This is a genomic window from Streptomyces sp. NPDC046197, assembly GCF_040646295.1.
In the GTDB taxonomy this organism is placed as follows: domain Bacteria; phylum Actinomycetota; class Actinomycetes; order Streptomycetales; family Streptomycetaceae; genus Streptomyces.
The window spans coordinates 15431-37253 of sequence record NZ_JBEYZY010000042.1 but is presented as its reverse complement, the minus strand read 5'-3'; the positions used below and the strand labels follow the sequence as shown (position 1 = coordinate 37253).

The following is a 21823-nucleotide window of genomic DNA, read 5'->3' as shown; positions in this document are numbered from 1 at the left end:
CGGGACTTCGGTGAGCCCGGGTCCCCCAAGGGAGCACTTACGATGCGTGAACAACAGGACGACGACTTCGGCAGGGCCTGCCGCGAGTGGCTGCTGGAACGGCTCGCACACTATCTGAACCGTCCGGTGGAGGAGACCGCGCCGCTGCACGAGTACCTCGACTCGGTGGCCGCGCTCAGTCTGTACGGGGACATCGAGGCGGAGTTCGGGCCGCTGGTGGAGCCCACCGACATCTGGCTGTACCCCACCGTGCGCGAGCTGGCCCGCTACATGGCCGACCGGGACGCGCGGCGCACCGGCAGCCAGGTCAGGGCGGCCTTCGTCTTCACCGGCCAGGGCAGCCAGCACCCCGGCATGACCGAGGGTCTGTACCGCAACTCCACCGGCTACCGGGGCTTCCTGGACGAGGCGGCGGCCGCTCTGCGTCCCTACACCGGGCTCTCGGTGGTCGAGCTGATCCTGGCCAGGGATCCGCGGATCCACCAGACCGCGCTGACCCAGCCCGCGCTGTTCGCCGTCGAGTACGCCCTGGCCCGTACGCTGGAGGAGGCCGACGTGCATCCGGTGGCCGTACTCGGCCACGGCATCGGCGAGTTCGCCGCCGCCACGATCGCGGGCTCCCTCACACTGCCCGACGCCGCCAAGCTGGTCGCGCTGCGGGGGGCGTTCATGCAGTACCTGCCCTCCGGCGGCGGCATGATGGCGGCCTGCATCACCCCCTACGAGGCCGCCGAACTCGTCGCCGACGAGCCGGGCGTGGGCATCAGCGCCATCAACGCCGCCAAGTCCACGGTGCTGTCCGGCGACCGGGCCGGTCTGGAGCGGATCGAGGACCGGCTGGCCGAGCGCGGCGTGCGCTGCCGCCATCTGACCGTCACGCACGCCTTCCACTCGCCGCTGATGGCGCCCGTGGTGCCCAAGTTCGAGGCGGTGGTCCGCCGCATGCCCGGCGGTGCCGCCCAACTGCCCTTCTATTCCACGGTGCACGGCCGGCTCGTGACCGAACCACTGCTCGCGCCCTACTGGACCGAGCAGCTCACCGCGCCGGTGCGGTTCGCCGACGCGGCCCGGCAGTTGCTGGCCCAGCAGACGCCCACCCACGTGGTGGAGATCGGACCGCGCCCGGTCCTCACCCCGTATCTGCGCCGGATGGGCGGCACGGCCGGCCCGGTGTGCCTGCCGGTGTGCCAGGGTCCGCACAGCGACGCCGTGGACCTCGCCGGAGTGATCTCCGCGCTGGACGCCGGCCCGCTGGCCGCCGCACTGGCCGGGGCGTGAAGTGACGGGCCGGATCAAGGCGCCCGTTCCCGCTCCCGGCCCCGACGGCCCCTGGGACCGGTTGCACGACGACCTCGCCGGGACCGGCACGGCGCTGGTCCACGCGGTGATGCGGGACTGGCTGCCGCACCAGGAGGCCGACGAGCGGCTGCGGCCGCTGCTCGGGCGGGACTGGCTCCGGTACGAGAACCTGGCCCGGCCCGGGATGCGGGAGCGGTTCCTCGCCTCGCGGCTGCTGCTGCGGCACACGGCGGCGGCCGCGCTGAAGACCGCCCCGCACCTGGTCGACCTGTCCTACCAGCCGGGGGGCCGCCCCTATGTGCGCGGCTGCGACCAGATCGAGATCAGCCTCAGCCACACCGAGGACATGATGGTCGTGGGCATCACCCGCCGGGGGCGCATCGGCGTCGACGTGGAGCGGGCGGACCGCAGGCTCGCCCACACCGGCTCGGAGTCGCAGGCGTGCACACCGTTCGAGAAGGCACGACTCGACGCGGGCGGTGAGGCGGCGCGCAACGACACCCTGGTGCGGCTGTGGACGCTCAAGGAGGCCTACAGCAAGGCGCTCGGCCAGGGACTGCGGTTCCGCTTCACCGAGTTCGGCTTCGCGCTGGAGGACTCGGGCGCGTCGCTGGTACGCCCGGACGGCACGCCCGCGCGCGGCCCGGAGTGGCAGTTCGGCACCTTCGCGGTGGGCGGCCGCTATGTGGTGAGCGTCGCGGTGGGCGACACGGGCTTCGGTGAGCTGTCCGACCTGTCCGTGGGCACCACCTTGGACCAGGGCCTGCTGGACGCCCTGGTCCGGGCGACCGGCTCGCGGTCAGGGAATCCAGCCGGCCTCCTCGGCGAGCCGGATGGCGTCGATGCGGTTGCGGGCGCCGAGCTTGCTGACGATCGCCGTCAGGTAGTTGCGGACCGTGCCCTTGGACAGGAAGAGGCAGCCGGCGATCTCGGCGGCGTCGGCGCCGCGGGCGGCGAGGCGTAGCACCTCCAGCTCGCGCGCGGACAGCGGATTGTCGGCGCAGTCCCAGGCGGCCAGGGCCAGTTGGGGATCGACCACCCGGCGGCCCGCCGCGACCGACCGGACGGCCAGTGCGAGCTGGTCCGGCGGGGAGTCCTTGAGCAGGAAGCCCGTGACATGCGCGGAGAGGGCGCGTCGCAGGGTTCCGGGGCGGCCGAGGCTGGTGAGGATCAGGGTGCGGCAGGACGGCAGTTGCTCGTGCAGATCGGCCGCCGCCGTCAGCCCGTCGGTGCCCGGCAGGTCGACGTCGATCACGGCGACGTCCGGCCGGGTCTCCAGTGCCGTCCTCACGATGCAGTCGCCTCGGTCGACCTCGGCGACGACCTCCAGGTCGGGTTCGAGTTCGAGCAGCGCCACGAGGGCGCCCCGGATCATGTGCACGTCCTCAGCGAGGAGGATCTTCAACGACAGCACCCATCTCCCCCTTTGTCACCCCATGCCGGGGTACCTCAGACCGCTGCCTTCCCCCGGACCGCGTCGTGCGCCGGAACTCCCGTGTCGGTGCTGCGCGGCCGGAGCGGTGCCCACGCGTCCAGGTGGAATCTGCCGTCCTCGCCCACCCCGGCGTCGAGTTCGCCCCCGATCGCGGCGAAGCGGGTGCGCAGGTTGCCCAGGCCGCTGCCGCCCGCCTCGGGCTCGTCGGGCAGTCTGGAGCCCTCGCCTCCGCTGTGCGGACGGTCGTTCACCAGGGACAGCCGGACGACGTCTCCCTCGACGCGTGCGCCGATGGTACATACCTGTACGGCGCTGTGACGGAGCATGTTGGTGATTCCCTCGCGCAGGGCGGTGGCCAGCACCGTGTCGACGACGGGGTGCAGCCGTCCGCACTCCACCTTCACTTCGGCGCGCACGTCCGCGGCGGCGAGGACCGCGCGGGCGGACTCGGCCTCCTCGCTCAGGGACATGTCCCGGTATCCGCGGGAGACCAGTCGCACGTCGGCGAGCGCCTGCCGGGCGACGACGAGCAGTTCGGCGGTCTCGGTGGCCGCACGGTCGGGCCGGGGCTGGATCAGCCGCTGGATCAGCTCGCCCTTGAGCGTGATCGCGGAGAGGCTGTATCCGAGCAGGTCGTGCAGGTCCCGGGCGAACCGCAGCCGCTCCTGGACCACCGCCATCTTGGCCATCTGCTCCCGGGTCTCGTGCAGTTCCTGGACGAGGTCGGCGAGCCGGCTCAGTCCGTAGACGACCAGGCCGGTGAGCCCGCCGGCGACGAGGAAGTAGCACGTCTCCAGCACCCCGGCGCCGGAGAGCAGCGAGTAGGGGATGATGCCGGCGACCACGACCCCGTACGCCGGCCACGCCAGCCTGGGCGGCAGAGTGAGCAACAGCGTGGCCCCCAGCGGGCCTTGCATGCTGCCCCAGCTGGTGTGGAACCAGACCATGGGGAGGTAGGTCAGCGCGGCCTGCACGCCGAGGACGGTCAGGCGGCGCCGCAGGGACCAGGCGCGCGCCCGTTGCGAGGACACGCTGAACTGGAGACCGAAGTTCAGCAGGACGGTGGCGACGCACGTCACCAGTAACGCGGGGCTCAGCCCCGGCGTGCCCAGGACGTTGATCACCGTCGCGAAGCAGTAACAGGCCAGAGCCACCACGGTGATGCCCCGGGCGACCCGCGGCGCCGGAGTCTGCTGCCGCGGGGAGACGGCGAGTACCCGGCGCAGCAGAGCGGATTGGCCGGTTCCCTTTGGTTCGGCGGACCCGCCCGCCTGCTGACGAGGAATTACAAATTCCGCATCACGGTACTCGTCCGGCATCGCCGTCTCCTCGCCGGGGACTGGGTGGGTGATGCGCATGGTATGACTAACCGTTGGTTCTGGGCCACCGTGAGCGACCGCCGCAGCGATTCAGACAAACACCGGAATGGGATTGAGTTCGCCGTACTTCGTCGGGCGCGCGAGCCTTCCCAGGCGTACCGGAACATCGAACAGCCGCCCCGGGGCGAACCTCGCCCAGAAGTGCCGCATGCCGGGGACGATCACCTTCACCACGGGAAGCCCGACGTCAGGGCGCGTCTGGTCCAGCACCAGCAGTTCCATGCCGTGGGCACGCACCAGCTCCTGCGCGGTCTCCACGTCCCCCCGCAGGTCGTCATGGGTCGGTACGGCACGGCTCCCCGGCCCGAGGGTGGCCTGACCGGGGTCAGCCACCAGGTAAGGCTGGTTTTCGACCGTCGCGCCTTTCCACCATTGGTCCAGTTGCGGATGGGAGGCGCGCCAAACCCGTAATTCCTCGCCGACGGGCAGCAGTTGGCTCATTTCCGTTACCGCCCGGCGTAGCGCGATCCGCGGGTCGAAATGTGCGCCGAACCCGAAACACAGCGCCTGCTCACCCTCTCCGGTGAGCCGCGACAGCGCGGCCACGACCGGGATACCGAAGTCGGCCGTCAGGTCCAGTGCCCACACCTGACGCCCCAGCCGTTCGTAGGCCGTCCGGCTGCGGGCGAGCCAGGGTTCGTCGAAGGCGTCGAGGTCGACGCCCGGTTGCCGGGTGCGGTTGTACCACCACACGGCCACAGCATCCCGCTCCACCAGTTCCAGGAACCCCTGCACCACGGCGTCCTCCGGGCTGCCGCCGGCCGCGTTGCCGTTGGAGTCCGCCCACGGCGCCCGTTCCGTGCCGTCGGGGGCGGGCCCGTAGTACAGCATCGAGGTGGGCAGCATCCGGTGGGTACCCGAGGTCAGGGACCACACCGGCGTCCACTCCACGGGCTCGCGCGGATCGAACGGCTCGGGCACCACCTGGAACGGCCCGCAGGACGCGTTCCACCGGTCGCGGTCCTGGAACTGCCGGTCCGCGTACAGCTGGCAGGCGTTGGGATGGACGGCCGAGGCGCCCAGCCCCGCCATGGTGTCCCGGACGACCGGCTCGTCTCCCTGCCGCGTGCCCGAGTAGCGCTCCACGGCCTCGCACAGCGCCCCCACCTGGGCCTCCAGCGGGGTCGTGCCCTTGCCGCCGCTGTGACTGCGCAGCCCGCCGCGGACCCCGTTCAGCGAGGACGCCCGCAGGGCGGCGTTGCGCCCCGACCGCCAGCGATGGAGGCCGTCGGGCGTGCCCGCCACCGGATGGAGGCCGGAGACGACGCCGGTGACCGGGTCGACGAGGTGCCGGTAGCGGGCCAGCATCAGCTCGGGGGACAGCGCCCGGTGACCGCCGGCCGTCCCGTCGGCCTTGGGACGCGACCGCAGGACGAAGGGCCGCAGCACCTGCCGCGTCACCAGCCCGGGATCCCCGCACTCGGGGCACTGCGGACGCCTGGTCACCGCATGGTGGCGGGTGCGCAGCGTACGGGTGTCCAGGGCGCAGACGGCGCTCTGTTCGGCGTACCGCATCCCGGCCACCCACTTGACCGCCTCCAGTACCGCGGTGTGCAGGCCCAGACCGCGCACCACCGCGAGCGACGCGTCGGGCAGGGGCACCGCGCCAGGCAGGCCCAGGGCCTGCCGGACCGGAGCCTGGGAGAAGATCCGGGCACGGAGCCGGTGGGCCAGACACGACCAGCAGGCGCGCTCACCCGGCCCGAAGACCGGGCCGACCCACGCCTGCGAGCCGCACGGCTTGGCGAGCAGCCAGTGCCTCCCCTCGGCCCGCAGCCGGCTGTCGAGCTCGCCGAGCCGCGGATCGAGGTAGTCGTCGCACAGGACCAGCACGAACTCGGCCCGCCGGTCGCCCGTCGCGACCGTCAGCCCCGAGGCGACGCACTCCCTGCGGACGAGCGCCCGGTTCACCCTCCCCAGGGTGACGAGGTCGACGAGCGTGGCGCGCAGCGCCGATACGGCACTCGCCCCGGGCAGACCCGCCAACTCCCAGTAGGCGGCGGCCGAGTCGTCCCCCGTCGGGTCGCGGTACCCGATCAGGTCGGCTCGCGCGAGTTCGGCTATGACGTGCGCCGCCTCGCCGGGTGACAGTGTCCCCGACGCCTCGTCCAGCACGGCCGGAAGGGTCCGGGTTCCGTCGAGCAGCGGGGCGAGTGACTCCACATGCGCACCCTGCAGCGCGGTGGTTCCGCGTTCCGACAGCAGGTAGACGGCCTCTCCCGCGACGACCTCCACCCGCAGGTGCGGTTTGAAGCCGACGGTGTGCGAAGGGCCCGCGAGCGACACGCCCTTCATCTACGGGTGGCCTTCGCGGACGCGAGCAGATCACCGGACACGCACCACGTGAACGCCACCACCGACGAACGGTCCAGATCCTCGATCAGCAACCGCATCTCGTGCGGTGTTCCCATGCCGTACACCGGCTCCGCGGCCGCCAGGCCGAACTCGGCCAGCAGGGAGCACGGGTCCTCGGAGTAACGCTGTGCCAGCTCCGGTTCCAGAGCGGTCCTGGCCGTCAGCAGGGCGACGCGGTGATCGTCCGGACGCATGACGGCGACGGAGCCGTCCGCGTCGGCTGGTGCGGGTGACAGGGCGATGCTCATGGAAGGTCCCCCTTGAATTGGCGTCGTACGAGCTTGAGTTCGACGGTGCCGAGGGCATGGATTCTGCTTCAGTGGCCGGGAACCAGCCCAGTGCCGTCCTCATCACCGGGGCATGACATTTTCATGCCCGCCCTCGTGAACCGCTCACTGGGAGTCCAACGCCCCTGGTGCGAGGCTCGGTCAATACTCCAGAGCTGTGGCCTGGGCCCAGCCGGGAACCGGCCGCACGAGCGAACGAAAGGGGAGGACTCTCCATGGAGATCAAAGTCCTCGGACCACTGACCGCTCGCGAGAACGGCGTGTCGGTCGTTCCCACCGCCGCCAAGCCACGCCAGATCCTCGCCCTGCTCGCCCTGCAGGCCGAGCGTGTGGTGACCGTCCCGACCCTGATGATGGAGATCTGGGGCGAGAACATACCCCGCAGCGCGGCCACCACCCTGCAGACCTACATCCTCCAACTGCGCCGCAGGATAACGCAGGCACTGGACGGCGACCCGACCCGGCAGGCCAAGGACGTCCTGGTCACCCAGCACGGCGGCTATCTGCTGCAGATCCAGCCCGGTCAGATCGACGTCCAGGAGTTCACCCGGCTCGCCGCCTCCGGGCGGGCCGCGCACGAGGCCGGGGACCACCGGGCCGCCTCCGACCTGCTGGGGCAGTCGCTGCGGATGTGGCAGGGGCCGGCGCTGGTGGACGTACGCGTCGGCAGCGTGCTGGAGCTGGAGGTGCTGCGGCTGGAGGAGGACCGCATGGCCGCCCTGGAGCGCCGCATCGATGCCGACCTGCATCTGGGCCGGCACACCGAGATCGTGCCGGAACTGCGGGTCCTGGTCGCCCAGCACCCCATGCACGAGAACTTCTGCGCCCAGCTGATGACCGCCCTGCACCGGGCCGGCGCGGCCTGGCGCGCCCTGGACGCCTATCAGCGGCTGCGCGAGACGCTCATCGAGGAGCTCGGCCTGGAGCCGTCGCCGCGGCTGCAGCGTCTGCACCAGGCCGTTCTGTCCGCCGACCCGGCACTGGAGCTGTCGGTCCCGGCGAAGGGCTGAACCACTCCAGCACGTCTCTAGCCGGCGTACCTACGTTCGGCCGATGACGATCCTCGACGACCTGACGGTCACACCAGCCGCCCCGGACCTGCGACGCGCCGCCGACGAGCTGCGGCGACTGAAGGAGGAGGTGGGCCGGGGCCCCGACCCCGAGGCCACCAGGCGGCAGCACGCGAAGAACAAACTCACCGCCTACGAGCGCCTGGAACTCCTCTTCGACGAGGGGACGTTCACCGAACTGGAGCCGCTCAGGCGGCACCGGGCCACCGGCTTCGGTCTGGAGGACAGGAAGCCGCACGGCGACGGTGTCGTCATCGGCTGGGGACTGGTCCACGGCCGCACCGTGTTCGCCTACGCCCACGACTTCCGCGTCTTCGCGGGAGCGCTCGGCGAGGCGCACGCCGCGAAGGTCCACAAGGTCATGGACCTGGCACAGTCCGCCGGCGCCCCCCTGGTGAGTCTCAACGACGGCGCCGGCGCCCGTATTCAGGAGGGCGTCACGGCGCTGGCCGGCTACGGTGGCATCTTCCGCCGCAACGTGGCGGCTTCCGGAGTCATCCCGCAGATCAGCGTGATGCTCGGGCCGTGCGCCGGGGGCGCCGCGTACTCCCCCGCCCTCACCGACTTCGTGTTCATGGTCCGCGAGAGCGCTCAGATGTTCATCACCGGGCCCGACGTGGTCCAGGCGGTCACCGGCGAACGGATCACCCACAACGGCCTCGGCGGCGCCGACGTGCACGCCACCGTCTCGGGCGTGTGCCACTTCGCCTACGACGACGAGCCCTCCTGCCTGGAGGACGTGCGCTACCTGCTCTCGCTGCTGCCGTCGAACAACCGCGAGACACCGCCCGCCGTGCGTACGGAGGACCCCGCCGACCGGCGCACCGACGCCCTCGTCGACCTGGTGCCGGCCGACCCGGGCCGTTCGTACGACATGCGCGCGGTGATCGAGGAGATCGCCGACGACGGCGAGTACGTCGAGGTCCACGAGGCGTGGGCGCGCAACGCCGTATGCGCGCTGACCCGGCTGGACGGGCACCCGGTCGGCATCGTGGCCAACCAGCCCGCCGCGCTGGCCGGCGTGCTCGACATCCACGCCAGCGAGAAGGCGGCCCGCTTCGTGTCCACCTGCGACGCCTTCAACATCCCGCTGGTGACCCTCGTCGACGTGCCCGGCTTCCTGCCCGGCGTCGACCAGGAGCACAGCGGCATCATCCGGCACGGCGCGAAACTGCTGTACGCCTACTGCAACGCCACCGTGCCCCGTATCTCGCTGGTGCTGCGCAAGGCCTACGGCGGCGCCTACATCGTCATGGACTCCCGGTCCATCGGCGCCGACCTGTCCTTCGCCTGGCCCACCAACGAGATCGCGGTGATGGGCGCCGAGGGAGCGGCGAACGTCATCTTCCGGCGCGAGATCAACGCCGCCGACGACCCCGAGGCGGTCCGCGCCCGCCGGATCGCCGAGTACAGAAGCGAGCTGATGCACCCGTACTACGCCGCCGAACGAGGCCTCGTCGACGACGTCATCGACCCCGGCGACACCCGGCGCGTCCTCATTCGCTCGCTGGCGATGCTGCGCGCGAAACAGGCCGAAGTGCCTGCTCGCAAGCACGGCAACGTGCCGACGTGATCCGGTGCCGCCGCAGGTCCATGGCGGCGCGAGCGCCGGTCGAGCACACAGACGTTCCATGGCTGAACCGGCAACGGCCGCACGCCACGAGCGGGCGGCCGACCGGTCCGGCCGGCCGGGGCGTTCTCACCCCGAACGCGCCCGGCCGCCGCAGCCGGCGGTCCCTGCGCCGCCGGGGCCCGGCGGTGTCGGCGCAGACAGGCGGAATCGGCAGTGACACGGACGAAGGGATCGACAGTGGCCCGCACAGTTCCATCCGGCAAGTGCCCGTCGCGGCACCCCGCCCCGTCGAAGACGAGGTAGCGCCATGCGCAAAGTCGCCATCACCGGGCTGGGCGTCGTGGCCCCCGGCGGGGTCGGTGCGAAGCAGTACTGGGACCTCCTGACGGCCGGTCGCACCGCCACCCGCAGGATCACGTTCTACGACCCCTCGCCCTTCCGCTCGCAGGTCGCCGCCGAGTGCGACTTCGACCCGCGGGCCGCGGGTCTGACGCCCCAGGAGATCCGGCGCCTGGACCGGGCCGCGCAGTTCGCGGTCGTCTCCGCCCGCGAGGCACTGGCCGACAGCGGACTGGACACCGGCGCCCACAACCCGTCCCGCATCGGGACCTCGCTGGGCAGCGCCGTGGGCTGCACCACCAGCCTGGAGCGCGAGTACGTCGTCGTCAGCGACGGCGGCCGCAAGTGGAACGTCGACCACGAGTACGCCGTACCCGAGCTCTACCGCCACTTCGTGCCGAGCTCCATGGCCGCGGAGGTGGGCCACGCGGCAGGCGCCGAGGGACCCGCGGCGGTGGTCTCCACCGGCTGCACCTCCGGCCTGGACGCACTCGGCCACGCGGTGGAACTCATCCGCGAGGGCACCGCGGACGTGATGATCGCGGGCGCCACCGAGGCCCCCATCTCCCCGATCACCTCGGCCTGTTTCGACGCCATCCACGCCACCACCCCGCGCAACGACACCCCGGAGAGCGCCTGTCGGCCCTTCGACCGCACCCGCAGCGGCCTGGTCCTCGGCGAGGGCGCCGCCGTCCTGGTCCTGGAGGAGCTGGAGGGCGCCCGACGCCGCGGGGCCCACATCTACGCGGAGATAGCGGGCTTCGCCTCCCGTTGCAACGCGTTCCACATGACCGGTCTCAAGCCGGACGGCCGGGAGATGTCGGAGGCCATCGACGTCGCCCTCACCGAGGCGCGGCTCTCCCCCGACACCGTCGACTACATCAACGCCCACGGTTCGGGAACGAAGATGAACGACCGTCACGAGACCGGCGCCTTCAAGCGCAGCCTCGGCGAGCACGCGTACCGGACCCCCATCAGCTCCATCAAGTCGATGATCGGGCACTCGCTGGGCGCCATCGGCTCCCTGGAGATCGCCGCCTGCGCCCTGGCCATGGAGCACGGTGTGCTGCCGCCCACCGCGAACCTGCACGAGCCCGACCCCGAACTGGACCTCGACTACATCCCGTTGACCGCCCGCGAGCAGCAGACCGACGTCGTCCTCAGCGTGGGCAGCGGCTTCGGCGGCTTCCAGAGCGCGATGGTGCTCGCCCGCCCGGAGAGGAGCGCCGCATGACCACGGCAACCGTGGTGACGGGTCTGGGCGTCACCGCACCCAACGGCCTGGGCACCGAGGAGTACTGGAAGGCCACTCTGGCGGGCGAGTCGGGCCTCGGTCCGGTGACCCGTTTCGACCCCGCCCAGTACCCCTCCCGCATCGCGGGGGAGGTCTCCGGCTACGTCGCCGAGGAGCACATACCCAGCCGGCTGATGCCGCAGACCGACCACATGACCCGGCTCGCGCTGACCGCGGCCGACTGGGCGCTGCACGACGCCGGCATCGACACCTCCGCCCTGCCCGAGTACGGCATCGGCGTGGTCACCTCGGCGTCCGGAGGGGCCGTCGAGTTCGGCCAGCGCGAGCTGGAGAACCTCTGGAGCAAGGGCAAGGAGTACGTCAGCGCCTACCAGTCCTTCGCCTGGTTCTACGCCGTCAACACCGGCCAGATCTCCATCCGGCACAAGCTGCGCGGCCCGAGCGGCGTGCTGCTGACCGAGCAGGCGGGCGGCATCGACGCCATCGGCCAGGCCAGGCGGCATGTGCGCAAGGGTTTCCCGGCGGTCATCACCGGCGGGGTGGACGCGGCCGTCTGCCCCTGGGGCTGGGTGCCGCAGATCGCCTCCGGCCTGATGAGCACGGTCGACGACCCGGAGCGGGCCTATCTGCCCTTCTCCCCCGACGCCAGCGGGTACGTGCCGGGCGAGGGCGGGGCGATCCTGATCGTCGAGGACGAACACTCGGCGCGGGAGCGGGGCGCCGAGCACCTCTACGGTGAGATCGCCGGCTACGGCGCCACCCTGGACCCGGCACCCGGCTCGGGACGGCCGCCGGGCCTGCGCCGGGCCGCCGAGAACGCGCTCGCCGACGCGGGCCTGCAACCCGCCGACGTCGACGTGGTGTTCGCCGACGCCTCGGGGGTGCCCGCCCTGGACCAGGCCGAGGCCGAGGCCCTGTCCGGCCTCTTCGGCCCGCGGGCCGTCCCGGTGACCGCCCCCAAGACCATGACCGGGCGGCTGCTCGCCGGCGGGGCCGCCCTCGACACCGCCACCGCCCTGCTGGCCCTGCGCGACGGCATCGTGCCGCCCACCGTCCACGTGCCCCAGGCCGATCCGGCCCACCGGATCGACCTGGTCACCGGCGCGGCACGCGAGGCACGGCTGCGCACCGCACTCGTGCTGGCCCGCGGGTACGGCGGCTTCAACGCGGCACTCGTCGTGCGCCGTTCCGCCTGAGACACACCGGACGTCACCCCACAGACCGCCGGGGCCACCACGCCCCGGCAACCCCCCACGAGCGTGCCCCGGCCGACCGCCCCCCACGCGGCCGACGGGATTCCCTGCGCACCCGCGTTTTTCCGCATTGTTCCATCGTTGTTCCATCGAGAGGACGGCACCGACATGACCACCACGACCACCACCACCGTCACCCTGGCCGACCTCACCCGGATGCTCCGCGAGAGCGCCGGCGAGGAGGAGGGCATCGACCTGGACGGTGACGTCATGGACACCCCGTTCATGGAGCTCGGATACGACTCCCTGGCGCTGCTCCAGGTGATCGGCCAGATCCAGCGGGAGTACGGCATCAGCATCCCGGACGACGCCGTGGTCGACGCCGAGACCCCGGGGGCGCTGCTCGCCCTCATCAACGAGGGCCAGGCCTCCGCCTGACCGTCCCGCCCCGAACGCGGCCGCCCCGCCCCTGTCCCCCGTGGCGGGGCGGCCGTACTCATCCCCGCGCCCGCCACCGGCGGTCCGCGGACCGCGCCACGAGGAGGGAACCATGTCGCTCACCGAGCACAGCGCGGTGATCCGGAGGCTGGTCGTCAGCCCGGGCGCCGCGGCAGGGAACAGGGCGCGGGCCGCGGCGTCGCCCGCCGCCGTCTCGGCGGTGCTGCGCGCCTTCGGGCAGCCGCTTTCGGCCCTGCCCGTGCGTACCGTCGTGCACATCGCGTCGGCCGCCCCGGACCCGGCGCTGCGGCCCGTGCACGAGGGCTTCACCGTGCGCACCGCGTCCTCGTCCGGTCGCGCGCTGCGCCGCGCCCACGACGAACTGCGCAGCGGCGCGGTCGACTTCGCGCTCGTCGCCGGGTTCGACGGGCCCGGCCCCGACACCATCACCGTGTACGCGGTCAAGCGCGCCGCGGAAGCGGTCGCGGACGGCGACAGCGTCGTCGGCGTCCTGGACCTCGGTGACACCGACGACCTCGACGCCGTCCCGCCGCTGCGGCCCCTGCGCCACGGACGGCGCGAGACGGATCCGCAGCGGCACCGGCTGCTGCTGTGGTCAGGCCGGGACGGCGACGACGAGCGGCGGGTCCGCGGCGAACTGCTGCCCCTGCTCTCCTCGTTGCACAGCGAGGCGTACGCGGCCCTGCCCACGGCCGTCCCCTGCGGCACCGCGCCGGGGCCGGTGCGCGGTGCCGCCGTCGCGATCGCCCGGCTGGCCGCGGGCACGGTCCACAAGGCGCCCGTGGTGCGGGCCGGCCGGCCCCGGTCGGTCGCCCTGCTCTTCCCCGGCCAGGGCTCACAGCACCACCGGATGGCCGCGGGCCTCTACCGGCGCGAGCCCGTGTTCACCGCCGCCGTCGACGCGGCCCTGTCCCACATGGGCGAGGAGGGGCCGCGCATCCGCCACGACTGGCTGACCGGCGGGCGGCCCACGATCGGCATCGACGACGTGCGCCGCGCGCAGCCCCTGCTGTTCGCCGTGGACTACGCCCTCGGCCGCCTGGTGCTGAGCTGGGGGGTCCGCCCGGTGGCGCTGCTCGGCCACAGCGCGGGCGAACTGGTCGCGGCGGCGCTGGCCGGAGTGATGTCGCTGCGCGACGCGGTCGGGATGGTCATGGCCCGGGTGCGGGAGGCCGTGCGGGTGCCCGAGGGCGGGATGCTGGCGGTGGCGGCCGGCGAGGAGAGCCTGCGGCCGTATCTGAACGACGAGGTGGCCGTCGCCGCCGTCAACACCGCCCAGCAGGTGATGCTCGCCGGGCGTGCCGCCCCGCTGACCGAGGTACGACAGCGGCTGCTGCGGGACGGGTACGTCGCCGTCACCGTCCCGGCCACCAGCCCCTTCCACTCACCGGCGATGGCTCCGGCGTCCGACGCCGTCGAACACGACTACCGCCGGGTCCCGCTGCGCGAGCCCGCGCTGCCGCTGTACTCCGGTTACACCGGGGCCCTGATGCGCGCCGAGGAGGCCCGCAGCGCCCGCTTCTGGGCCCGTCAGATCACCGACACGGTGTACTTCAGGGCCGCCCTGGAGGAACTGCTCGCGGTCGACGACGTCCTGATGGTCGAGGCGGGGCCGCGCCAGACGCTCACCGCGTTCGCGCGCAGGCACCGCGCGGTGCGCCTGGGCGCCAGCGCGGTGGTGCCGCTGCTGCCGGCCCGGCCGGGGACGGCCGAGGCGGACCGGCAGTCGGTGCTGACCGCCGCGAGCCGGCTGTGGACCGAGGGCCACGACCTCGACCTGGTCGCGCTGTCGCGTCTGTGGACCTGGAGCGACGAGGACCTGCCCGCCACCGGTGGGGCGGACGCCGCCACGCCGTCCCTCGCCTCGGCCGCGCACCGCTGAGGCACCCGCCCCGTCCGGCCCCACAGATGAGGTACGGCACGCGACCATGAGATACGTGACCATCGTCTACCGGTTCCTCGCCGACTGCCTGGTCGCCCACGGCTGGACGTGGATCGGTCCCGCCTGGCCCCTGCACCGCCCGCACCCCCGCCTCGACGGGCCGCCCCCCGGCCACCCCGAACGCCTGCGCCCGGACATTCCGCTGAGCGGGGTGGAGGCGTTCGTGGAACGGGAGTTGGCGGGCTGATCCGGACGGAGGCGCACACCGGCCCGCCCGGCGGGAGTACGGAGGGCGGGCCCGGCAGACGAGAGAGCAATGATTCCGCCGCATCGCTTGTCATGATTCACGCATTCGGCCCACTGGAACCGCCACCGAGCACCCTACGTGATGCACTGAACACACAGCGCAGCGCAACGTCGCGAGCTGACCTCGGCCCGTCGTGAAGCCCCAGCCGACCGGCCATCTGCATCACGCGGGCACAAGGAAGGCGTGACAGTGATCAGTAGCGGAGACACGGGTCGAACAGCCAGGTGGAGTCTGCGTGGCGGCGTGGCAGTGCTGGCCGCCTGCGGGTTGCTGTCGGCCGCCCTGTATCCCGGCACGGCCCCGGCGTCCCCCGCCGCGACGCGGTCGGCCCGCCATGCCGCCGAAGCGGCGGTCCCGCCGGAACTGCGGCGTTACTACCAGCAGAATCTGCACTGGAGCCGCTGCCCTGACACCCGTTCGTTCCAGTGCGCCACCATGAAGGTGCCGTTGGACTACGCCCGTCCGGGCGCGGGCGACATCCTCCTGAAGGTCACTCGGAAGAAGGCGACCGGCAACGGCGCGCGGATCGGCTCACTGCTGGTCAACCCCGGCGGTCCCGGCGAATCCGCGATCCACTACCTGGTGGACGGCGGCGCCGACAGCTTCTCCCCCGCCGTGCGCGCTTCCTACGACCTGGTCGCGACGGACCCGCGTGGCGTGGGGGACAGCACCCCGGTGAACTGCAAGAGCGGCACGCACGCCATCCCCATGAAGTTCGGCCTGCACCCCGCGGCCGACGCCGCGAAGATCAGCACCTATGACGCGGAATTCGAGCAGGTCGCCGCCGCGTGCGCACGGCATGCCGGGCAGCTGCTGCCCCATGTCGGCACCCTCGAGGCGGCCCGGGACATGGATGTGCTCCGCGCGCTCCTGGGCGATGACCGGCTGCACTACGTCGGCTTCTCCTATGGCACCTACCTGGGCGCGACCTACGCCGATCTCTTCCCGTCCCGGGTGGGCCGGTTGGTGCTGGACGGCGCCGTGGACCCCGCTCTCGACGGGTACCGGCAGATCCTGGAGACCGCGGCCGGCTACCAAGCGGCCTGGAAGTCCTTCGCCGCCGACTGCGCCACTCTCACCGACTGCCCGCTGGGCCACTCCGTCGAAGCGATCAGCCGCGGACTGGACACCCTGCGGCGCTCCCTGGACCGCACCCCCCTCCGGCGGGGCAAGGACATCTCCGTCACCGGTGAAGATCTCATCACCGCGATCACGACGGCGTTGACGACTCCCGCCCTGTGGAAGCAGTTGCGCGCCGCACTCCGAGGAGTGCTGGCCGGTGACACCACCGCACTGCAGCAGCTCCTCGGAAGAGGGGAGGACGCCGCCGGCAACTCCGCCTATGCGCTCTATGCGGTCGGATGCCTGAGCTCCACCTTCGCCCCCCGGCTCACACCCGCGCAAGCCCGGGCGGCCCTGCCGCAGTTCCTGCGTGCCTCGCCCCAGTTCGGGGAGTCGTTGGTGGCTTCCTTGATGCTGTGCAGCCACTGGCCGATCCGGCCGGCCCAGAGCGCGCACCCCGTCACGGCGTCGGGCGCCTCCCCGATCCTGGTCGTCGGCACCACCCGCGATCCGCGCACCCCGTACCCGTGGGCCAAGGCACTCGCCCGCCAGCTCTCCTCGGGCCGCCTGCTCACCTACGACGCCGACGGGCACACGGCGTACCACACCGGAAGCACCTGCATCGACACGGCCATCGACCGCTACCTGACACGTGGCCAGCTCCCGCCCACCGGCACGGTCTGCACCTGACAGAGCCGCACCGGCATCCCGGTTCCGGGCGGACGGCGCCGCGGCCGCAGGCCGCCCGGAATGCGCTGCGGTCCGGATCGCCTTACGATGAGGACAGCCGCCAAATGCGTCGGAAGCGATGCGAATTGGGAGGCGATCCTCATGTTCGGCATGCGACGCCGGAGGAGGACGCTCGTGCCCCTTGCGGCTGCGAGCCTGCTGTCCGCGGTCCTCCTGCCGGTGACTGCGACTCCGGCGAGTGCCCAGGCGTACTGTCGCCAACTCGAACTGAACGGCTCTTTCGACCGGCCTCCGGGCGACCCCGGCGGGACTGCCGGCCTCTCGGTCCTGTGTCTGATCAATGCCGAGCGCGCCCGACGCGGGCTTCCGGCGTACACGAGCAGCAGCGCCCTGACCGCGGCGGCCACCAAGCACGCACGGGCTTCCCGGGACGGAAAGTGGTGGGGGTCCCGGGACCCCCACGTCAATCCCTACACGGGCTCGACCCCCGGTAGCCGCATCGCGGCGGAGAACTACTGCCCGAATCCGAAGTACTGGCGGTACGGCGAGGTCACCTACACCGGCTGGGGCGGTGCGGGCACGCCGAGAGCCGCCGTGCACTGGTGGGTGTACGTGAGCACCTACGGTCACCGGCAACTCGTCCTCGACAGGCAGTTCACCGGCATCGGTGCCGGCGCCATCGCGGGCGCCGCCGATGCAGCCGGTACGGGAAAGGCGAATGCCGGAACGTTCGTGGTCGACTTCGGCGTCTGCCTGCGATGACCCCGTGCCCGCGCCAATCGGCGGCCTACGCCGGCGGTGCCTGCTCCGCGCGTCGCCGGCGCGCCGTCCGGTCCCGGATGACGCCGGTCAGGGACGGCCCCCCTCGGAAACACCACAGCGCGATGACGGGGTCGCAGATGGCGTATCCGAGGGGGGAGTTGTGGTCGAGGGGCAGAATCGGGTTGCCCTTAGCAGTTCGGCCGTGACGGTGCGGATGGTCGCGCGCAGCCGACTCTGGGCGGGGTCGTCCAGTCGTGGGTGCCGGATCATGCGGTAGGTCATGGACTCGATCTCCCGTGGTGCGCGCACCCGGCGCAGGCCGGGATCGGCGGCCTGTGGGGCCACGATTCGCAGGGGAGGTTTGACGCCCTGCCGGCGGGGATCACCCAGGCCGCACCGGGAGCGCACCTGTGTCGGCCGGGCGCGCGCTGGTTTGACAGGCGGCTGGGTGAGAGGAACTGGCCCGTGTTCTCCAGGCGTTCCTCGCCGGAGCACCGGTGGAGACACGGGGCTTCGAGCGTGAGGCTCCCTATCGGCGGATGTCCGACTCCGAGCTCGGGGCGGCGTTTGGGTGGCTACTGAGGCCCCGCTCCCCTGGATCACACCGGTCCGGGGCCTCGGTCCCGGGCAGGCCCGGCCCAGTTCCGGGGTCCGAGCGGCCGTCCGGTTCCGCCGGCACCGTGGACGGGTCAGCCGGGTCGGCCGGGGCGGCCGACGAACCGCTGTGCACCCCCGTAGCGCAGTAGTTCGTCGGCCGCCCCGGCCGACCCGGACCGGCCTGCACGCAGCCGGGTCAGCACGGCCCTCCGGTCTGCCGGCGACGCATGAACGTCTTTCGACAGGGGTTCTCAGCACCGTGCCCTCTCGCATCCCCGTGCATCGCTTCTCCTTGGCGAAGCGTCCAAGATATTGGCACTCAGCGGCACTTGAGGTCAACCAGATGCTCCAGTGGTCCAATGAGGAAGCGATATGGCCGATCTGCCTCTTGAGCGAGCGAAGGGCGACCCTATGCTGGGGGGGTGGTCATGAAGGCAGAGGGCGACCAGGGGCAACAGCGTTCGCTGGCGGAGCGATTGAACGCCTTGTTCGCGATGGCGCGCTGGACCGATGCTCATGGCCGGCAGAGGGAGTACTCGACCGCCGAAGTGGCCAAGGCGGTCACCGCCGATCCGTCACATCAGGCCACACTGTCCAGGAGTTACCTGGCGATGCTGCGCAACGGGTCGCACACGAACCCGACCTTGAGTGTGCTGGAGGGACTCGCCAAGTTCTTCGACGACCACCGCCCGGCAGGGACACCGCCGATCACAGTGCAGTCGCTGGTCACCCGGGACGACCCCGAAGAGGAGCTGTGGCGGCAGCGGCTTGCCGATCACCAGGTGCGGGCGATCGCGATGCGGGCGGGCCAAATGACTCCGGCCATGCGCAGGCAACTGCTCAAGATGATTGCGGTCCTGGATCAGGACGACGCTCCTGATCAGGGCACTGAAGCATGATCAGGGACGCAGCGGCCCTACGCGAACGCGAGCTCCGCCGGCAGTGCAAGCAGCTGCTGCGGAGGCTCGATGTTCGACCACCACTGCGTGTGGACGACCTGTGTCGCAGACTCGGCGAGTATCTGGGCAGTCCCATCCGGCTGATTCCCTGGGCGCTGCCGGTCCCAGGGCCCTTCGGCTTATGGATGTCCCGGCCGAACGAAGAGGTGATCTTCTATCAGAAGGAAACCACCCGCGTTCACCAGGACCACATCATCCTGCACGAGGTCGGCCACATTCTCGCCGATCACCAGGACGACGGTGACCCGGGCGAGGAATTCCCCGATCTCGGCCCGGACTTCCCGCGTGACCTGACCAGCCGGGGCTTCCGTCGCACCTGCTACACCGAGGACTACGAGCGCGAGGCCGAGCTGATCGCGACCATCATCCAGGAGTGGGCGATGGTCATCGACTACGTGAGCCCCCGTACGCCCGAGGACCCCGCGCTCGATCCGCTGCGTTCGGCGCTGAACCCCCCGTGGGGGTGGGCGTGATGTTCCAGATGCCGCTGATCGTCCTGCTGGGTGCCGGGGTCCTGTGGAAGGGCACGGACCTGGTACGCGCCCCGCACAACCGGGTGCTGCGCTTCCTTGTCGCCTCTCTCCTTCTGCTGATGACCGGGGAGATCCTCAGCTTTCCGGAGATCAACACAGCGATCGACAGCGCCACGGTCACCGGCCTCGGCAAGGTGGCGTTCAACGCGCTGTACATGTCCGGCCTCTTCGCCCTCGTCCTGGTCTTCGTCTCCGTCATGCGCGGCACGGAGGCCGAATACCGTCGGCACCTGCGGATCAACACCGGCCTGCTCGCCGGTACCCTGACCGCTCTGGTCCTGTCGATGATCGCCACACCCGGGGGGATGCGTGGCCACTCGCTGAGCACCCCGCACATGGCGCATCCGGCCATCGCCTCGTTCTACCTCGTCGGCAACGCCTACTTCATCTACGCCTATCTGGCGTCCGGCATGTGGGCGCTGCGCTGTGCGCGAAGGGCGCCCCGGAGCCTCGGGCCGGGCCTGCTGACCATGGCCCTGGGACTCGTCGGGCTGACGGTCACATCGGTCGACCGGATCGTCCTGGTGGTCCTGCGTATCGACGAACCCGGCTCGCACCAGGCGTTCAACGCGGTGAACTGGTCGCTGTCCGACTGGGCCATGGGCGTTGTCCTCATCGGAATCTGCTACTCGGCGGGCGTACAACTGGTCACCCGCGTGCGGTCGGTCGTGCATCACCGCCGCATGTACCACGAGCTCGCCCCACTGTGGACGGCCCTGTCCGCCGCCTACCCGGAGCTCGTCCTGAACCGTCCGGTGGACGGGAGCGGGTGGCATCGGCTCCGCCGGCAGCGCACCTATGAACGGCGGTTCTACCGCCGGCTCATCGAATGCCGCGACGGACTGGTGCGGTTGAGCCCCTACCTGACGCGGGTCGCGCCCGATGCCGATCTCGCCCGTGGCCCGGCCGATCAGCTCGCACGGCACATCGCCGAGGCACTGGCACTGAAGCCGACCACCGAGTCCCCGCACACGGAACTGCCCGCCGCCCTGGTCGCCTCGCCCGCGGACAACGACCTGGGCGCCGACGCCCACGAACTCATCGCCCTCTCCCACGCCCTGCGCGAAAGGACATCATGAGCAAGGTGCTGATCATCGCGGACCGCGTCATCGCCGGACCCGCGGATCGGGTGATCGTCGACGGCGCCGTACTCGTCGAGTCCGGCGTGATCGGCGCCGTCGGCGGCGCCGCCGAGCTGGACGCGGGGGTCGATGCGCAGGTGCCCCGGTTGCGGTGTCCCGGGGCCACGGTGATGCCCGGGATGACGGACTGCCATGTCCACCTCGCCTTCGACGCGGGTCCGGATCCGATCGGTGCGGTGGCCGACGCGGACCCGGGCGAGCTGTCCGCCGCCATCGCGGACCGCGCCGAACAGATGCTGTCCGCCGGAGTGACGACCGTACGGGATCTCGGTGATCGTGACGCCCTCACCGTGGCGTTGCGTACGTCCATCGCCTCCGGGGCCGCGGTCGGACCACGCATCGTCGCCGCGACCGCACCGCTGACCTCACGCGGGGGCCATTGCGGCTTCCTCGGCGGTGAGGTGAGCACGGACGACGACATCCGGGCACAGATCGCCCGCAACGCGGCGGCGGGGGCCGACTTGATCAAGGTGATGGCCTCGGGCGGCGCACTCACCCCGAGTGGTCCACGTATGTGGGAGGCGCAGTTCACGCCCCGCCAACTGCGTCTGATCGTCGAGGAAGCCGAGCGCCACGGTCTGGGAGTGGCCGCGCACGCGCACGGCTCGGACACCATTGCCCACTGTGTGGCCGCCGGTGTCCGAACGATCGAGCACTGTTCCTGGCGCACCCCGCAGGGCATCGTCCACGATCCGGCGGTCATCCGCCGCATGGTCGAGGACGACGTCGCCGTCTGCCGCTGCGTCTCCGGGGACTGGCAGCTGTTCCTCGATCAAATGGGGCCCGAGCGTGCCAAGGCGATGGTCGAGGTCATCCTGGACATGCGCGAGGCCGGTGTCCGCTTCATCGCGGGCACCGACGCGGGCGTGCCGGGAGCACGGTTCGGCGACTACGTCGGCATGCTCGAGTTCTTCGCCTCGGTCGGCTTCACACCCGCCGAGATCCTCGACATGGCCACCGTCAACGCCGCCCACGCCCTCGGACTGTCCGACACCGGCGCCCTGTCCCCCGGCATGCGCGCCGACCTCATCGTCGTCGACGGCAACCCGCTGACCGACCTGGGCGCCCTTCGCCGGATCCACCACGTCTTCACCGCGGGTCGGCGGGTCACCGAGTGAGGAGCGCCGAGCGCCGGGCCGGGGGAAGGTCAGGCGCTCTTTTCGGCGGGCTCCAGAATCGCCACGCACTCCATGTGTGAGGTCATCGGAAACGCGTCACCTGAAGCAGGAGGCGAAGAAGCACCGA

The 21823-nt window shown here is 71.6% G+C and carries 18 protein-coding genes and 2 pseudogenes; 15 read left to right on the top strand and 5 right to left on the bottom strand.

Translation table 11 applies throughout. The annotated features are described in order from the left end of the window. Positions 1-42: 42 nt before the first annotated feature. A complete protein-coding gene (locus tag AB0A61_RS35515; protein WP_361301932.1) occupies positions 43-1278 on the top strand; it encodes an acyltransferase domain-containing protein in 1236 nt (411 codons plus the stop codon). A gap of 109 nt (positions 1279-1387) precedes the next feature. Then, positions 1388-1987 (top strand): annotated as a pseudogene (locus AB0A61_RS35510) (4'-phosphopantetheinyl transferase superfamily protein); the annotation flags it as partial. A gap of 111 nt (positions 1988-2098) precedes the next feature. Here AB0A61_RS35510 and AB0A61_RS35505 read toward each other — a convergent pair. The 4 genes from AB0A61_RS35505 to AB0A61_RS35490 are packed head-to-tail and all read right to left on the bottom strand — an operon-like array spanning position 2099 to position 6716. Further along, positions 2099-2710, bottom strand: a complete 612-nt coding sequence (locus AB0A61_RS35505; protein WP_361301976.1) for a response regulator transcription factor — start codon at positions 2708-2710, stop codon at positions 2099-2101. A gap of 38 nt (positions 2711-2748) precedes the next feature. Continuing rightward, positions 2749-4092 (bottom strand): histidine kinase, encoded by a 1344-nt coding sequence (locus tag AB0A61_RS35500; protein ID WP_361301929.1) that lies wholly within the window; start codon positions 4090-4092, stop codon positions 2749-2751. 51 nt (positions 4093-4143) lie between these two features. After that, positions 4144-6408: a TOMM precursor leader peptide-binding protein gene (locus tag AB0A61_RS35495; protein ID WP_361301926.1), complete on the bottom strand. Its 2265-nt coding sequence runs from the start codon at positions 6406-6408 to the stop codon at positions 4144-4146. Next, positions 6405-6716 carry a hypothetical protein gene (locus tag AB0A61_RS35490; protein WP_361301923.1) on the bottom strand — a complete coding sequence of 104 codons (312 nt, stop codon included), beginning with the start codon at positions 6714-6716 and terminating at the stop codon, positions 6405-6407. The genes AB0A61_RS35495 and AB0A61_RS35490 overlap by 4 nt, the downstream gene beginning before the upstream one ends. Before the next feature lie 254 nt (positions 6717-6970). Between AB0A61_RS35490 and AB0A61_RS35485 the strand changes: the two genes are divergently transcribed. The 9 genes from AB0A61_RS35485 to AB0A61_RS35445 all read left to right on the top strand — a co-directional run bounded on the left by AB0A61_RS35485 (position 6971) and on the right by AB0A61_RS35445 (position 17347). Continuing rightward, entirely contained in the window at positions 6971-7765 is a 795-nt protein-coding gene (locus tag AB0A61_RS35485) for an AfsR/SARP family transcriptional regulator (RefSeq protein ID WP_361301920.1), read from the top strand. A 43-nt stretch (positions 7766-7808) separates the two neighbouring features. Continuing rightward, positions 7809-9398, top strand: a complete 1590-nt coding sequence (locus AB0A61_RS35480; protein ID WP_361301918.1) for an acyl-CoA carboxylase subunit beta — start codon at positions 7809-7811, stop codon at positions 9396-9398. A 307-nt stretch (positions 9399-9705) separates the two neighbouring features. Then, positions 9706-10971 (top strand): beta-ketoacyl-[acyl-carrier-protein] synthase family protein, encoded by a 1266-nt coding sequence (locus AB0A61_RS35475; protein ID WP_361301915.1) that lies wholly within the window; start codon positions 9706-9708, stop codon positions 10969-10971. Further along, a complete protein-coding gene (locus AB0A61_RS35470; protein WP_361301912.1) occupies positions 10968-12188 on the top strand; it encodes a ketosynthase chain-length factor in 1221 nt (406 codons plus the stop codon). The genes AB0A61_RS35475 and AB0A61_RS35470 overlap by 4 nt, the downstream gene beginning before the upstream one ends. A 165-nt stretch (positions 12189-12353) precedes the next feature. Beyond that, a complete protein-coding gene (locus AB0A61_RS35465) occupies positions 12354-12623 on the top strand; it encodes an acyl carrier protein (protein WP_361301909.1) in 270 nt (89 codons plus the stop codon). Positions 12624-12735: 112 nt separating this feature from the next. Further along, the gene (locus AB0A61_RS35460) at positions 12736-14526 is read left to right on the top strand and encodes an acyltransferase domain-containing protein (protein WP_361301906.1); all 1791 of its coding nucleotides are present in this window, start codon (positions 12736-12738) and stop codon (positions 14524-14526) included. A gap of 55 nt (positions 14527-14581) precedes the next feature. Next, positions 14582-14773: a DUF6059 family protein gene (locus AB0A61_RS35455; protein ID WP_361301903.1), complete on the top strand. Its 192-nt coding sequence runs from the start codon at positions 14582-14584 to the stop codon at positions 14771-14773. Between the two features lie 303 nt (positions 14774-15076). Further along, entirely contained in the window at positions 15077-16585 is a 1509-nt protein-coding gene (locus AB0A61_RS35450) for an alpha/beta hydrolase (protein WP_361301900.1), read from the top strand. Between the two features lie 174 nt (positions 16586-16759). Further along, on the top strand, positions 16760-17347 hold the full coding sequence (locus AB0A61_RS35445; RefSeq protein ID WP_361301897.1) for a CAP domain-containing protein: 588 nt from the start codon (positions 16760-16762) through the stop codon (positions 17345-17347). A gap of 25 nt (positions 17348-17372) precedes the next feature. Here the strand turns inward: AB0A61_RS35445 and AB0A61_RS35440 are convergent. Then, positions 17373-17537 (bottom strand): annotated as a pseudogene (locus tag AB0A61_RS35440) (DUF6010 family protein); the annotation flags it as partial. Positions 17538-18372: 835 nt separating this feature from the next. On the opposite strand from AB0A61_RS35440, the gene AB0A61_RS35435 reads away from it, so the two are divergent. The 4 genes from AB0A61_RS35435 (at position 18373) to AB0A61_RS35420 (ending at position 21696) form a co-directional block, all read left to right on the top strand. Next, positions 18373-18843 (top strand): hypothetical protein, encoded by a 471-nt coding sequence (locus AB0A61_RS35435; protein ID WP_361301973.1) that lies wholly within the window; start codon positions 18373-18375, stop codon positions 18841-18843. Between the two features lie 185 nt (positions 18844-19028). Next, the gene (locus AB0A61_RS35430) at positions 19029-19376 is read left to right on the top strand and encodes a hypothetical protein (RefSeq protein WP_361301895.1); all 348 of its coding nucleotides are present in this window, start codon (positions 19029-19031) and stop codon (positions 19374-19376) included. Next, positions 19376-20515 carry an MAB_1171c family putative transporter gene (locus AB0A61_RS35425; RefSeq protein WP_361301892.1) on the top strand — a complete coding sequence of 380 codons (1140 nt, stop codon included), beginning with the start codon at positions 19376-19378 and terminating at the stop codon, positions 20513-20515. The genes AB0A61_RS35430 and AB0A61_RS35425 overlap by 1 nt, the downstream gene beginning before the upstream one ends. Next, entirely contained in the window at positions 20512-21696 is a 1185-nt protein-coding gene (locus AB0A61_RS35420; RefSeq protein WP_361301889.1) for an amidohydrolase family protein, read from the top strand. Before AB0A61_RS35425 ends, AB0A61_RS35420 begins: the two co-directional genes overlap by 4 nt. Positions 21697-21823: the final 127 nt, after the last annotated feature.

Excerpts from the sequence above, each read along its gene's own strand:
- AB0A61_RS35515 (WP_361301932.1), top strand. The coding sequence starts at position 43 with ATGCGTGAACAACAGGACGACGACTTCGGCAGGGCCTGCCGCGAGTGG.
- AB0A61_RS35500 (WP_361301929.1), bottom strand. The coding sequence starts at position 4,092 with ATGCGCATCACCCACCCAGTCCCCGGCGAGGAGACGGCGATGCCGGAC.
- AB0A61_RS35495 (WP_361301926.1), bottom strand. The coding sequence starts at position 6,408 with ATGAAGGGCGTGTCGCTCGCGGGCCCTTCGCACACCGTCGGCTTCAAA.
- AB0A61_RS35490 (WP_361301923.1), bottom strand. The coding sequence starts at position 6,716 with ATGAGCATCGCCCTGTCACCCGCACCAGCCGACGCGGACGGCTCCGTC.
- AB0A61_RS35485 (WP_361301920.1), top strand. The coding sequence starts at position 6,971 with ATGGAGATCAAAGTCCTCGGACCACTGACCGCTCGCGAGAACGGCGTG.
- AB0A61_RS35480 (WP_361301918.1), top strand. The coding sequence starts at position 7,809 with ATGACGATCCTCGACGACCTGACGGTCACACCAGCCGCCCCGGACCTG.
- AB0A61_RS35475 (WP_361301915.1), top strand. The coding sequence starts at position 9,706 with ATGCGCAAAGTCGCCATCACCGGGCTGGGCGTCGTGGCCCCCGGCGGG.
- AB0A61_RS35470 (WP_361301912.1), top strand. The coding sequence starts at position 10,968 with ATGACCACGGCAACCGTGGTGACGGGTCTGGGCGTCACCGCACCCAAC.
- AB0A61_RS35465 (WP_361301909.1), top strand. The coding sequence starts at position 12,354 with ATGACCACCACGACCACCACCACCGTCACCCTGGCCGACCTCACCCGG.
- AB0A61_RS35460 (WP_361301906.1), top strand. The coding sequence starts at position 12,736 with ATGTCGCTCACCGAGCACAGCGCGGTGATCCGGAGGCTGGTCGTCAGC.
- AB0A61_RS35435 (WP_361301973.1), top strand. The coding sequence starts at position 18,373 with ATGAAGGCAGAGGGCGACCAGGGGCAACAGCGTTCGCTGGCGGAGCGA.
- AB0A61_RS35430 (WP_361301895.1), top strand. The coding sequence starts at position 19,029 with ATGTCCCGGCCGAACGAAGAGGTGATCTTCTATCAGAAGGAAACCACC.
- AB0A61_RS35425 (WP_361301892.1), top strand. The coding sequence starts at position 19,376 with ATGTTCCAGATGCCGCTGATCGTCCTGCTGGGTGCCGGGGTCCTGTGG.
- AB0A61_RS35420 (WP_361301889.1), top strand. The coding sequence starts at position 20,512 with ATGAGCAAGGTGCTGATCATCGCGGACCGCGTCATCGCCGGACCCGCG.